Raw genomic sequence first — 11,921 nt, 5'->3', positions numbered from 1 at the left:
GCGGTTCAGCCGAAGTGGCAGATGTAGCTGTAGGGCTCGCCGCTCACGCGGATCTGGAAGCTGGAGTTGCCCGGCACGCTGAACTTCTGCCCGGGGCCCGAGGCCACCCATTCGCTGGTGCCCGACAGCAGGTATTCGCAGCTGCCGGCGGTGCCTTCCATGATCTCGGGGGCGCCGGTGTTGAAGGTGAGGGTGGACGGCAGGATCACGCCGACCGATTTCTTCGTGCCGTCCGCGAGCGTGAGGCTGTGGCTCACGCATTTGCCGTCGAAGTACACATTGGCCTTGGTGGCCACTGCGGCGCTGTTCAGAGTGTCGGTAGTCGTCGTCATTGGGTGGCGCCGACGCGTGGGCGGTCGGCAAATCGAGGACGCACCGCACCGGCGGCGCACCCGTCAAGGGTTGGAAAAGTCCTCGATTTTAGGGGCTCGGGCGGCAAGGGCCGCCGGCCGGTGGCTCAGCGGTGCCAGCCGCGGTATCCGCCACCCCAGCCGCCACGGTAGCCGCCGCCCCAGCCGCGCGAATAGCCGAGGTTCAGCGAGATGCCGACCGGCGGGTAGACGTAAGGATAGGCATAGGGGTACGCATAGGCCGGCTGCACGTAGACCGGATCGGCATATACCGGCGCCGGCTGGTAGACCGGAGCGGGGGCGTTGGAGACGACGACACCCGGTTCGGGCACCACGTTGTCCCAGGGAGAGCCTCCGGACTGCGGGGCGTAGCCGCCGTTGTTGGCCTCGACCGGATAGGTCTGCACCTGCGCCTGCGGCGCCACCGGCGAGGTCGTCACGCCGTAGCCGCTGGCCTGGATCGGAATGGTCGCGCCGGGCCGGCTGTTCATGCGGGCGGTGTACTGGCGTCCGTTGTATTCGTAGGTGACGTTGTAGTTCACGTCGCTGCCGGTCGTTTCGCGGATCGGGGTGGCGGAAATCACCCGGGCCTGGACCACCTGGTTCTGCTGGGCGTGCACGACGCCAGTGCCTGCGGCCAGCGTGCCGGCCACGGAAATGCCGGCAAGGGTGCGAAAAACGAGTTTGTTCATGGTGTATCTCTCCTGCAGATCGCGGTTTGACGCCGGGCTGTAGGTCGGGTTCCGGGGTTTACACGGCGTTGACAGCCCAGGATTCGGCGTCGAACCCTGTCGTAACGGGCTTTTTCGGGCCCCAGTTGACCACCGGCCGTTTGATCAGGCTGGGGTTGGCCAGCAGCACCGCGCGGGCCGAACCGGCGTCGACCACGCCTTCGCGGGTGGCGTCGTCCAGCTTGCGCCAGGTGGTGCCCTTGCGGTTGACCAGGGCCTCCCAGCCGGGCTTCTTCAGCCACTGGTCGAGCTCGGCTTCGGGAACGCCCTGTTTCTTGAAGTCGTGGAAGGTGTAGGCCACGCCGTGTTCGTCGAGCCAGGCGCGGGCGCGCTTGACGGTGTCGCAGTTCGGAATGCCGTATAGGGTTGTCATGGCCGCGATGATGCCCCGAGCGGCGGGTCGGCGACAATGCCGGCCTCCATGGAAACCCTTAACGACTGGCTCGCGCGCGCCGAGCAACTCCATCCCAAGAACATCGAACTCGGGCTCGAGCGCGCCAAAGAAATGGCGCAGCGCCTCGGCCTGCGCTTCGGCTGCCCCGTCATCACGGTGGCGGGCACCAACGGCAAGGGCTCGACCTGCGCCATGCTCGAATCGATCCTCACGCACGCGGGCTACCGCACGGCGGTGTTCACCTCGCCGCACCTGGTGCGCTTCGAGGAACGGCTGCGACTCAAGGGCGAAGCTGTCGATGCTTCCAAACTGATAGCAAGCTTCGAAGTGGTGGAAAAGGCGCGCGGCGACATGTCCCTGACCTACTTCGAGTTCACCACGCTCGGCATCATGCATTGCATGATCGAGGAAAAGCCCGACGTAGCGATCCTCGAAGTCGGCCTGGGCGGGCGGCTCGACGCGGTCAACATCATCGACACCGATTGCGCGGTCATCACCAGCATCGACCTCGACCACATGGAATACCTCGGGCCCGACCGCGAAAGCATCGGCTTCGAGAAGGCCGGCATCCTGCGCCCGGGCAAGCCCGCCATCGTGAGCGACCCGATGCCCCCGCAGAGCGTGATCGACCATGCCAACGCCATCGGCGCCGACCTCTGGCGCTTCGGGACTGACTTCAACGTGTCGGGCGACAAGCAGCAGTGGGGTTGGTCGGGCCGCGGGCGGCGCTACAGCGGGCTGGCCTATCCGGCACTGCGCGGGGCCAACCAGCTCATCAATGCGGCCGGTGTGCTTGCGGCGCTCGAAGCGCTGCGCCCGCAACTGCCGATCACGGCGCAGGCCGTGCGCAACGGGCTCGCGATGGTCGAGTTGCCGGGGCGCTTCCAGATCGTGCCGGGCGAACCGGCGCTGGTGCTCGACGTGGCGCACAACGCCCATGCCGTGGCCGCGCTGGCCGAGAACCTCGATGCGATGGGCTTCTACCCCACTACGCATGGCGTGTTCGGCGTGATGGCCGACAAGGATCTCGCTCCGATCCTGGCGCGCATCGGGCCGCTGATCGACCGCTGGTACTTCACCGACCTGCCCACCCCGCGCGCCGCCAAGGCGGCCGAACTGCTGGCCAGCTGGCAGGCGCAGAACACGCGCACCGATGCCTCGGGCAGCGTGTACGCGGGCCCGATGGAAGCGTTGCGCGCAGCCATCGAGCAGGCGGGGCCCGCTGATAGAATCGTGGTCTTCGGATCGTTCTTCACCGTGGGTGGCGTGCTCGAAAACGGCACCCCCCGGCTGCAAGCCAAACACCTGCTGCCAGGCGGCTGATCGTCGGGCTGTCCACACCATCTGGCACCACCTCGCTGCACTCCTTCAGGGATCGAACTTCATGGCGTTTTTCAAGTTCCGCACGCGCGGCCCACAAGGCAACGAAGGACGCAGCGCCCCGGCCGCTGTCCCCGCGGAAAGTGTCGAAACCATGCGTCGGCGTGCGCGCCACCGGCTGCTCGGCGCAGCGGTGCTGGTGCTGCTCGGTGTGATCGGTTTCCCGCTGCTGTTCGATACGCAGCCGCGGCCCGTGTCGGTCGACATTCCCATCGAGATTCCCGACCGCAACAAGGTCAAGCCGCTGCCCGTGCCCGCCACGCCGGCACCTGCCACGAGCACCGCGCCGGCTGCACCCGACAACAGCAGCTCGCGCGTTGCCTCGGCATCGCCCTCGTCCGGCGGCATGATCACCGAGACCGCCGACGGCACGGTGATCGACTCCGGCAAGCCCGTGCCCAGCACGCCGCCCGTAGCCGCCGTCGAACCCAAGCCTGAACCAAAGCCCAAGCCCGAACACAAGCCGGAAGCCAAACCCGAGCCCAAGCCGAAGCCCGAAGCCAAGCCGGACCCCAAGCCTGAAGCCAAGCCCAAGCCGGCTGCCTCTGATGATGGCGCCCGCGCCCGTGCGCTGCTCGAAGGCAAGCCCGTCACCACTGCCGCCAAGCCCGCCGCTGCCGATGAGAGTGGCCGCTTCGTGGTGCAGGTCGGCGCTTTCGCCGATGCCGACAAGGCGCGCGAAGTGCGCCAGAAGCTCGAAAAAGCCGGCCTCAAGACCTATGTGCACGTGGCGAAGACTGCCGATGGCGAGCGCACGCGTGTGCGTGTCGGCCCCTTCAGTTCACGTGCCGAGGCCGACCGCGCGGCGGAGAAGGTCAAGGGCTTGTCTTTGTCGGCCGCGATCCTCACGTTGTAAGAGCCGTCGCCAGCTGTTGCCGTGGCCTTGCTCGACTGGATCGCCGTCGCGCTCATCGGGGTGTCGATGCTGTTCGGCCTGATGCGCGGGCTGGTGTTCGAAGTGATTTCGCTGATCGGCTGGGTGGCAGCCTTCATTGCAGCCCAGTGGCTGGCTTCTGGTGTGGCGGCATGGCTGCCGTTCGGCGATCCGCAGGGGGCGTGGCGCTATCCGCTGGCCTTCGTGCTGGTGTTCGTGGCGGTGGTGTTCGGCGTGGGCCTGGTGGCCGCGCTCACGCGCAAGTTGATCACGGTCGTGGGTCTGCGGCCGGTGGACCGGATTTTGGGAGCAGCGTTCGGAGCGGCGCGGGGTGCGGTGGCCCTGCTCGTGCTGGCCGTCGTTGTTCATTTGCTGGTGTTGAGCGACAGTGTCTGGTGGCACGAATCGCGCAGCGCCATTGTTCTCGATGCGGCATTGCAGGGCCTCAAACCCTCGCTGCCTGAAAAGTTGGCAAGCTACCTGCCCTGAGAGGAATCGTTCATGTGTGGAATCGTCGGCGTTGTCAGCAGCGCACCCGTCAATCAGCTGCTCTATGACGCGCTGCTGCTCCTGCAGCATCGCGGCCAGGATGCCGCTGGCATCGTGACCTTGCTCGAACGCAAGTTCTTCATGCACAAGGCCAAGGGCATGGTCCGCGACGTGTTCCGCACGCGCAACATGCGCGCGCTGCCGGGCAACGTGGGCCTGGGCCAGGTGCGCTACCCGACCGCCGGCAATGCGTACAGCGAGGAAGAGGCCCAGCCCTTCTACGTGAACGCGCCGTTCGGCATCGTGCTCGTGCACAACGGCAACCTGACCAACGCGCATGCGCTGCGTTCGGAGCTGTTCTCCACCGACCACCGCCACACCAACACCGAGAGCGACTCCGAAGTGCTGCTCAACGTGCTGGCGCACGAACTGGAGCGCTCCTCGCGCGGCGTGCCGCTGCATCCGGCCGAAGTGTTCGCCGCGGTCAAGAACATGCACAAGCGCCTGCGCGGCTCGTACGCCGTGGTATCGCTGATTGCCGGCCACGGCCTGCTCGCTTTCCGCGACCCGTACGGCATTCGCCCGCTGTGCATGGGCCGCAGCGCCGACGGCACCGTGATGGTGGCGAGCGAATCGGTCGCGCTGGAAGGCTCGGGCCATGTGTTCGAGCGCAACATCAACCCGGGCGAGGCCGTGTTCATCGACCTCGAAGGCAACGTGCATTCGATGCAGTGCGCCGAAGCGCCGACGCTGAACCCCTGCATCTTCGAATTCGTGTACCTCGCGCGTCCGGACTCGGTGCTCGACGGCATCTCGGTCTACCAGGCGCGCCTGAACCTCGGCGAGACGCTGGCCAAGCGCGTGGTGTCTACCGTGCCGCCGAACCAGATCGACGTGATCATCCCGATTCCCGAGTCGAGCCGCCCGAGCGCCACGCAGCTCGCGCACCTGCTGGGCGTGCCATACCGCGAAGGCTTCGTGAAGAACCGCTACGTCGGCCGCACCTTCATCATGCCGGGGCAGGGCGTGCGCAAGAAGTCGGTGCGCCAGAAGCTCAACGTGATCGCCAGCGAGTTCAAGGGCCGCAACGTGCTGCTGGTCGACGACTCGATCGTGCGCGGCACCACCAGCCGCGAGATCGTGCAGATGGCACGCGATGCCGGCGCCCGCAAGGTCTACCTGGCCAGCGCCGCGCCGCCGGTGCGCTACCCCAACGTCTACGGTATCGACATGCCGACCAAGGACGAGCTGGTGGCGCACGACCGCACCGTCGAAGAAATCCGCGAACTGATCGGTTGCGACGCGCTGATCTACCAGGACGTCGACGCCATGAAGCGCGCCATCGGCTCGCTCAACACCAAGCTCGACGGCTTCGACGCCTCGTGCTTCGACGGCGTGTACGTGACCGGCGACATCGACACCGACGCCATCTCGCGCATGAACGGCAACCGTCCCCGCGTCGAGGAGACCGAAGAAGATTCTTCGCGTCTCGCACTCCCCAACCACAGCGAGTGAGAGCCCAAGAAGTGACCGACGAACGAACCCTGCCGCCCGGACTGCATCGCGACACGCTCGCGCTGCGCACCGGGCTGGCGCCGAGCCAGCACGGCGAGCACTCCGAGGCGCTGTTCCTGACGAGCGGCTTCGTGCAGCCCGATGCCGAAACCTCGGCGCGCCGCTTTGCGGGCACCGAAGCGGGCTTCACCTATTCGCGCACGTCCAACCCGACGGTGGCGAGCTTCGAGCAGCGCCTTGCGGCGCTCGAAGGCACCGAGGCCGCCATCGGCGCATCGACGGGCATGGGCGCGATCCTCATGATGTGCATGGGCCTGCTGAAGGCCGGCGATCATGTGATCTGCTCGCGCTCGGTGTTCGGCTCCACGCTGAACCTGTTCGGCAAGGAGTTCGCCAAGTTCGGTGTGGAAACCACTTTCGTCTCGCAGACCGACGTGGCGGAATGGCGTGCTGCGCTGAAGCCCAACACGAAGTTGCTGTTCGCCGAAACCCCGACGAATCCGCTGACCGAGGTGTGCGACATCCGTGCGCTCGCCGATCTGGCACACGGCGCGGGCGCGCTGCTGACCGTGGACAACTGCTTCTGCACGCCGGTGCTGCAGCGCCCCGCCGAACTGGGCGCCGATCTCATCATCCATTCGGGCACCAAGTACCTCGACGGCCAGGGCCGAGTGATGGCTGGCGCGATCTGCGGGCCATCGAAGCTCATCGTCGACGTGTTCGGCCCCGTGGTGCGCACTGCCGGCATGGCGCTGTCGCCGTTCAATGCGTGGGTCGTGCTCAAGGGCATGGAAACGCTGGGCATCCGCATGCAGGCGCAATGCGCGAACGCGCTGGCCGTTGCGAAATGGCTCGAAGCGCAGCCGGGCATCGCACGCGTCTATTACCCGGGGCTCGCCTCGCATCCGCAGCACGAACTGGCGATGCGCCAGCAGGCGGGGCAGGGCGGGGCGGTCGTGTCCTTCGACGTGGTCGGCAACGACCCCGAGACGGCGCGCGTCAATGCCTTCCACGTGATCAACAGCACGCGCGTGGTCAGCATCGCGACCAACCTCGGCGACACCAAGACCATCATCACGCACCCCGGCACGACCTCGCACGGACGCCTCACCGAAGTGCAGCGCCAGGCCGCAGGCATCAGCCAGGGGCTGATCCGCCTCGCGGTCGGCCTGGAGTACATCGACGACATCACGGCCGACCTGCAACGCGGCCTGAGCACCCTGACAACCTGATTGATTCATGACCGGCAAAGTTCGCACCCGCATCGCTCCGTCTCCCACCGGCTTTCTTCACCTGGGCACGGCTCGCACTGCGCTCTATTCGTGGGCCTATGCGCGCCACCACGGCGGCGAGTTCGTGCTGCGCATCGAAGACACCGACGTGGCCCGCTCCACGCAGGACTCGACCGACCAGATCCTCGCGTCGATGCATTGGCTCGGCCTCGACTACGACGAAGGCCCGATCTACCAGATGCAGCGCCTGGAGCGGTATCGCGAAGTGATCGCGCAGATGCTTGCGGCCGGCACGGCCTACCACTGCTACTGCACGCCGGCCGAACTCGACGAGATGCGCGAGGCGCAACGCGCGCGCGGTGAAAAGACGCTGTACGACCGCCGTTGGCGTCCCGAGCCGGGCAAGGTGCTGCCGCCCGTGCCCGAAGGCGTGCCACCGGTGGTGCGCTTCTGCAATCCGCCTGAAGGCGACGTGACGTGGAACGACCTCGTCAAGGGCGAGATCACCATCAACAACCGCGAGATCGACGACCTCATCATCCTGCGGCCTGACGGTGTGCCCACCTACAACTTCGCGGTGGTGGTCGACGACTGGGACATGAACATCACGCACGTGTTCCGCGGCGACGAGCACATCAACAACACGCCTTGGCAGATCAACATCTTCCGCGCGCTCGGCGCACCGCTGCCCGATTTCGGCCATGTGCCAGTGATCCTGGGCGACGACGGGCAGAAGCTGTCGAAGCGCCGCGGTGCCGTGAGCGTCACGGTCTACGAAGACAACGGCTACCTGCCCGAAGCGATGCTCAACTACCTCGCGCGCCTCGGCTGGAGCCACGGCGACGACGAGCTCTTCACGCGCGAACAGATGGTGAGCTGGTTCGACGGTTCGCACCTCTCGAAGAGCCCCGCGCAGTGGGATGCAGCCAAGCTCGCATGGGTCAACGGGCAGTACATCAAGGCGAAGAGCGGTGACGAACTCGCGCCGCTTGTTGCAGCACAGTTGCAAAAGCGCGGCATCGTTGCCGACGAGCGTTTGCCCGTGATCTGCGCGTTGTTCAAGGACCGTTGCGAGACCACAGTGGCGCTGGCCGACTGGGCTGCGGCGTTCTATGCGGACATCAACGTGAGCGATGCCGATCGCGCGCAGCACATCACTGATGCAGTGAAGCCTGCGATCGCAACGCTCGCAGAAAAATTGACGACGGCTGCCTGGGATAAGGCCTCGATCGCAGTTATCATCAAAGAAGTTCTCGCGACACATGCATTGAAGATGCCGGTGTTAGCGATGCCAGTACGAGTGCTTGTGATGGGAACATCGCAGACACCGTCCCTCGATTCAGTGCTCGAAATTTTTTCCCGCGAAAAAGTTATCGAGCGATTGAAAAAGGCCTGAAAAATCGGGCTATAATTCGAGGCTCGACACCCACACGGGGGTATAGCTCAGCTGGGAGAGCGCTTGCATGGCATGCAAGAGGTCATCGGTTCGATCCCGTTTACCTCCACCATCAAAGTGTCGAGAAGGTATGAAGTGCTGATCGCAGCACGTCCAAGGTTTTGACCCTATCGTCTAGAGGCCTAGGACACCACCCTTTCACGGTGGCTACCGGGGTTCGAATCCCCGTAGGGTCGCCAGTTTCACTTCGGTGAAGCAGGCACAAGTGGCAACACTTGGCTCCGTCAAACGAGCGAACGTTGTCTACCAGGAGTGGTAGTTCAGTTGGTTAGAATACCGGCCTGTCACGCCGGGGGTCGCGGGTTCGAGTCCCGTCCACTCCGCCAGTCAGAAGCCCTTGCAGCTCAATGAGTTGCAAGGGCTTTTCACTTTCTGACGCCCCCACGCAATCACCTCATCCTGCTGTTTTGGGCTGTGTCACGCCTGCGAGTTGCTGCTCGCTCGAGAGCAGGAAGTCGATGAAGGCGCGCACGCGCCGCGGCATCGCTCGGCTTGCGGGATAGAGCAGTGACGCAAGCTTCGGCGCGGGCTCGAAGTCTTGCAGCAATCTTTCGAGCCGGCCGTTGGCAAGGTGTTCGCCCACAACGAACATCGGCAGGTGCGCGATGCCCAGCCCGGCCACCGCCATCGCTGCGAGGTGGTGCATGTCGTCCGACCGCACTGCGGCTCGTGGCTCGATCTGCAGAGGGCCCTCCGACGTCTTGAAGTTCCACGGATCCTCGCGACCATCTGGCCGCGTGTAGGCCATGCATCGATGCTCGGGAAGTTCTTCGGGTCGTGATGGACGTGACATCTCCCTGAAGCAGGCCGGTGCCGCGACGGTGACGAACTGACCGTATCCGAGCGGCCGCGCCACAAGGCCCGAGTCGGGCAGGGCGCCCACCGCGATCACGACATCCAGCCCCAGGTCGAAGACGTCTGACAGCCGCATCGTCGACACGATCTCGATGCGCAGCTTCGGATGCCGCGCGAGCAGTGCTGGCAGCAGCGGCGCCACGAGAAACGTTCCGAAGAGCGGCGGCAACCCCACGCGCACGGTGCCCGCTACCGCACGCGTGCCCGCGCCAGCTTCTTCCGCAGCTTCGGCCAGCAGGTCGAAGGCCCTTGCACAACGCTCGTGAAACGCCATGCCTTCCTCGGTCAGATGCAAGGCCCGCGTCGTGCGCGCCAGCAACTGCACGCCGAGATCGCTTTCGAGCCGGCCAATGGCCTTGCTCACGGCCGATGGCGTCATCGCATGAAGTGCCGCCGCGGCGGTGAAGCTGCCCGCATCGGCCACGGTCACGAACACGCGTGCATCGGCCTCCGAGATTGGCAACTCGTGAGTCCGGCTCATCAATCTTGTGCCCTCAACCCGCTTTTTCATGAAGCCCCTCGCGGCCACCATTCGTGGCGTGCACATCGATCACGTCAACACACAACCCGTCTGACCACCAACAGGAGCCGATCATGAAACTCTTCTACAGCCCCGGTGCTTCTTCATTGTCCCCGCACATCGTGCTGCGCGAGGCTGGGCTGACCGCGGAGATGGTCCGCGTCGACCTCGAGACCAAGACGCTGCCCGCCACCGGCCAGAGCTATCTGCCGATCAACCCCATGGGCAAGGTGCCTGCGCTCGAACTCGACGATGGCGCGGTGCTCACGGAAGGCCTTGCCGTGCTGCAGTACCTCGCCGATCTCGCACCGGCCTCGCGGCTCGCGCCGGCTACCGGCACCATAGCCCGCTATCGCCTGGCCGAAGCCCTGAGCTTCGTGGCCACCGAACTGCACAAGGGCTTTGCACCGATGTTCGATCCCGACGTGCCGGCTAGCTACAAGCACAGCCTGATCACGGACACCCGCGCTTTCGATCGCATCGCATCGTTGGTGCAGCCGGGGCCGTACGTCCTCGGCGAACACTTCACCGTCGCGGATGCGTATCTCTATCCGATCCTGCGCCTTGGCCGTCATGCAGGCCTCGATTTTTCCCGCTGGCCGGCGATCGTCAGCTATATGGAATTGACCGCGAAACGCCCCGCCGTGCGCGCCGCGATGCAGGTCGAAGGCCTGATCGAAGACTGATCGACGAAGGCCTGAAGCGACCGCGTTACATCCGGGCTCTCGCAGTCGAATAAACTCCGCCCCGCTTGCAGCTTGTATTCGTGCTGCGCCGCCATAGGCAACATGGCGAAATCAAACCTAATAGGAACTCAGTTGAACCGCATCGAACTCGTCGAAAAAATCGTCACCGCCCACAACGTCAGCAAGGCAGAAGCCGCGCGCATTCTCGAGACCGTTACCGGCTCGATCGTCGCAGCAGTGAAGAAGGGTGACCCCGTCCAGATCGTCGGCTTCGGCACTTTCAAGCAAGTGGCGCGCGCCGCACGCTCGGGCTTCAATCCCAGCGCAGGCACCAAGATCAAGATCGCCGCACAGAAGGTGCCGAAGTTCGTGCCGGGCGCTGCCTTCAAGGCCGCCGTGGACCCGAAGGCCGCCAAGCGCAAGGCCGACAGCAAGGCAGTGGCTGCCAAGCCCGCAGCAGCGAAGAAGGCCGCAGCACCCGCCAAGAAGGCCGTGGCTGCCAAGAAGAAGTAAGAAGCTGCATATGCAGAAATAAGAACGGCCCCTCGGGGCCGTTTTTTATTTGGTGGCGCATTCATGCACCGCTTCAGTCGGGTTCGATCACGCCCTCGCTCAGATAGCGCTGGTACTCGGCAATGGGAATCGCCGTCGTCTGCGTGCTGCCGCCGTCGCCCCAGCTCAGCACCGCGCTGTCGGGTGCCAGTTGGACCTCGATCGGCCCTTGGGGAATGAGGATCAGGGGGCCGTCGCCGGCCCGGTATTCGACATTTCCTGTGACTTTCGCGTTCGCTGCCATGGTTTCGTTCCTCGGGATGTTGGGGAATGCGGGGGCGGGCCTCAAGCGTATCGGATATGGCGGCTCGTGGGGTATCGCGCTGCGGCGATGCGTGTAGGTGAACGTCCATCGGACGCGCCCGTCACACCGGCGTAACGCGCGGCGTGGCACGCTCGCGCCTCGAATGACGAAGCGTTTCAGAATTCTTGTTGCTGTGTCGGTGGCTTGTCTGGCGATCCTGGCGGCAGCCGTCGTGTGGCGACTGGCTGCCGGCAGCGACGCGCAAGCCCGTGCGGCCGATGCAACCCCGTCGCTCGAAATCCGCTGGCACGGCGGCGGCATCGTGCTGCAGGGCGCGGTGCAGGACGTTGCTACGCAGCACGCGCTCGCGGAGGGCGCAGCCGTGCGCCTGGGCGGCGAGAGCGACCAGGTGACCGACTGGCTCGACATCACGCCCGCGGCACTGCCGGTGGCCGATGCCGCATCGCTCGCCCGGCTCATCCTCCTTGGGCAGGAAGGCTGGCACCTGCAGCGGCGGCCGACAGAAGGCTGGCTCGCCGTGCAGTCGCTGACCGACGAGCGCAGCGTGCAGGCAAAGGCACTGCTGCAGGCCGCCTTCGGCCCCGGCGTTGCGATGCGCCTCGTGCTCCTGCCCTGAGCGGGC

The 11,921-nt window shown here is 65.4% G+C and carries 14 protein-coding genes and 3 tRNA genes; 12 read left to right on the top strand and 5 right to left on the bottom strand.

What is annotated here, in order from left to right:
• Positions 1-5: 5 nt before the first annotated feature.
• The 3 genes from ppnP to ACSFCA_RS15145 all read right to left on the bottom strand — a co-directional run bounded on the left by ppnP (position 6) and on the right by ACSFCA_RS15145 (position 1,454).
• Positions 6-332 (bottom strand): pyrimidine/purine nucleoside phosphorylase, encoded by a 327-nt coding sequence (gene ppnP, locus ACSFCA_RS15155; protein WP_432726527.1) that lies wholly within the window; start codon positions 330-332, stop codon positions 6-8.
• A 125-nt stretch (positions 333-457) separates the two neighbouring features.
• Positions 458-1,042: a hypothetical protein gene (locus ACSFCA_RS15150; protein ID WP_435460037.1), complete on the bottom strand. Its 585-nt coding sequence runs from the start codon at positions 1,040-1,042 to the stop codon at positions 458-460.
• 58 nt (positions 1,043-1,100) lie between these two features.
• Positions 1,101-1,454: an ArsC family reductase gene (locus ACSFCA_RS15145; RefSeq protein ID WP_097198633.1), complete on the bottom strand. Its 354-nt coding sequence runs from the start codon at positions 1,452-1,454 to the stop codon at positions 1,101-1,103.
• Positions 1,455-1,490: 36 nt separating this feature from the next.
• Between ACSFCA_RS15145 and folC the strand changes: the two genes are divergently transcribed.
• From folC to ACSFCA_RS15100, 9 genes are all read left to right on the top strand, one after another.
• Entirely contained in the window at positions 1,491-2,798 is a 1,308-nt protein-coding gene (folC, locus tag ACSFCA_RS15140; protein ID WP_435460036.1) for a bifunctional tetrahydrofolate synthase/dihydrofolate synthase, read from the top strand.
• A 61-nt stretch (positions 2,799-2,859) separates the two neighbouring features.
• On the top strand, positions 2,860-3,711 hold the full coding sequence (locus ACSFCA_RS15135; protein WP_435460035.1) for an SPOR domain-containing protein: 852 nt from the start codon (positions 2,860-2,862) through the stop codon (positions 3,709-3,711).
• A 21-nt stretch (positions 3,712-3,732) separates the two neighbouring features.
• A complete protein-coding gene (locus ACSFCA_RS15130) occupies positions 3,733-4,218 on the top strand; it encodes a CvpA family protein (protein WP_130428900.1) in 486 nt (161 codons plus the stop codon).
• Positions 4,219-4,230: 12 nt separating this feature from the next.
• Entirely contained in the window at positions 4,231-5,733 is a 1,503-nt protein-coding gene (gene purF, locus ACSFCA_RS15125; RefSeq protein WP_258353785.1) for an amidophosphoribosyltransferase, read from the top strand.
• A gap of 11 nt (positions 5,734-5,744) precedes the next feature.
• Complete coding sequence (locus ACSFCA_RS15120; protein WP_435460034.1) at positions 5,745-6,965, top strand: O-succinylhomoserine sulfhydrylase; 1,221 nt, start codon at positions 5,745-5,747, stop codon at positions 6,963-6,965.
• 7 nt (positions 6,966-6,972) lie between these two features.
• Entirely contained in the window at positions 6,973-8,361 is a 1,389-nt protein-coding gene (gltX, locus tag ACSFCA_RS15115; protein ID WP_435460033.1) for a glutamate--tRNA ligase, read from the top strand.
• Positions 8,362-8,397: 36 nt separating this feature from the next.
• A tRNA-Ala gene (locus ACSFCA_RS15110) sits at positions 8,398-8,473 on the top strand.
• A gap of 51 nt (positions 8,474-8,524) precedes the next feature.
• Positions 8,525-8,600, top strand: a tRNA-Glu gene (locus ACSFCA_RS15105).
• A gap of 70 nt (positions 8,601-8,670) precedes the next feature.
• A tRNA-Asp gene (locus ACSFCA_RS15100) sits at positions 8,671-8,747 on the top strand.
• Between the two features lie 68 nt (positions 8,748-8,815).
• Here the strand turns inward: ACSFCA_RS15100 and ACSFCA_RS15095 are convergent.
• Positions 8,816-9,757 carry a LysR family transcriptional regulator gene (locus ACSFCA_RS15095; protein ID WP_435460032.1) on the bottom strand — a complete coding sequence of 314 codons (942 nt, stop codon included), beginning with the start codon at positions 9,755-9,757 and terminating at the stop codon, positions 8,816-8,818.
• Between the two features lie 113 nt (positions 9,758-9,870).
• Here ACSFCA_RS15095 and gstA point away from each other — a divergent pair, with 113 nt between their 5' ends.
• Together gstA and ACSFCA_RS15085 are read left to right on the top strand one after the other, a co-directional pair.
• On the top strand, positions 9,871-10,482 hold the full coding sequence (gene gstA / locus ACSFCA_RS15090) for a glutathione transferase GstA (RefSeq protein ID WP_435460031.1): 612 nt from the start codon (positions 9,871-9,873) through the stop codon (positions 10,480-10,482).
• Between the two features lie 132 nt (positions 10,483-10,614).
• On the top strand, positions 10,615-10,995 hold the full coding sequence (locus ACSFCA_RS15085; RefSeq protein WP_093051666.1) for an HU family DNA-binding protein: 381 nt from the start codon (positions 10,615-10,617) through the stop codon (positions 10,993-10,995).
• Positions 10,996-11,068: 73 nt separating this feature from the next.
• Here the strand turns inward: ACSFCA_RS15085 and ACSFCA_RS15080 are convergent, their stop codons facing one another.
• Positions 11,069-11,278 carry a hypothetical protein gene (locus ACSFCA_RS15080; protein ID WP_093051663.1) on the bottom strand — a complete coding sequence of 70 codons (210 nt, stop codon included), beginning with the start codon at positions 11,276-11,278 and terminating at the stop codon, positions 11,069-11,071.
• A gap of 163 nt (positions 11,279-11,441) precedes the next feature.
• Between ACSFCA_RS15080 and ACSFCA_RS15075 the strand changes: the two genes are divergently transcribed.
• Complete coding sequence (locus ACSFCA_RS15075; protein WP_435460030.1) at positions 11,442-11,915, top strand: hypothetical protein; 474 nt, start codon at positions 11,442-11,444, stop codon at positions 11,913-11,915.
• The last annotated feature ends 6 nt before the right edge of the window (positions 11,916-11,921 follow it).

Source organism: Variovorax multivorans, assembly GCF_051216835.1.
Taxonomy (GTDB): domain Bacteria; phylum Pseudomonadota; class Gammaproteobacteria; order Burkholderiales; family Burkholderiaceae_C; genus Variovorax.
Note: the sequence above shows the minus strand (reverse complement) of the source record. Positions and strands in the feature narration are given on the sequence as shown.

What these genes read in the sequence shown, in the direction of transcription:
- ppnP (WP_432726527.1), bottom strand. Translation starts at nt 332, where the DNA reads ATGACGACGACTACCGACACTCTGAACAGCGCCGCAGTGGCCACCAAG.
- gltX (WP_435460033.1), top strand. Translation starts at nt 6,973, where the DNA reads ATGACCGGCAAAGTTCGCACCCGCATCGCTCCGTCTCCCACCGGCTTT.
- ACSFCA_RS15150 (WP_435460037.1), bottom strand. Translation starts at nt 1,042, where the DNA reads ATGAACAAACTCGTTTTTCGCACCCTTGCCGGCATTTCCGTGGCCGGC.
- ACSFCA_RS15075 (WP_435460030.1), top strand. Translation starts at nt 11,442, where the DNA reads ATGACGAAGCGTTTCAGAATTCTTGTTGCTGTGTCGGTGGCTTGTCTG.
- ACSFCA_RS15135 (WP_435460035.1), top strand. Translation starts at nt 2,860, where the DNA reads ATGGCGTTTTTCAAGTTCCGCACGCGCGGCCCACAAGGCAACGAAGGA.
- gstA (WP_435460031.1), top strand. Translation starts at nt 9,871, where the DNA reads ATGAAACTCTTCTACAGCCCCGGTGCTTCTTCATTGTCCCCGCACATC.
- ACSFCA_RS15095 (WP_435460032.1), bottom strand. Translation starts at nt 9,757, where the DNA reads ATGAGCCGGACTCACGAGTTGCCAATCTCGGAGGCCGATGCACGCGTG.
- folC (WP_435460036.1), top strand. Translation starts at nt 1,491, where the DNA reads ATGCCGGCCTCCATGGAAACCCTTAACGACTGGCTCGCGCGCGCCGAG.
- purF (WP_258353785.1), top strand. Translation starts at nt 4,231, where the DNA reads ATGTGTGGAATCGTCGGCGTTGTCAGCAGCGCACCCGTCAATCAGCTG.
- ACSFCA_RS15145 (WP_097198633.1), bottom strand. Translation starts at nt 1,454, where the DNA reads ATGACAACCCTATACGGCATTCCGAACTGCGACACCGTCAAGCGCGCC.
- ACSFCA_RS15080 (WP_093051663.1), bottom strand. Translation starts at nt 11,278, where the DNA reads ATGGCAGCGAACGCGAAAGTCACAGGAAATGTCGAATACCGGGCCGGC.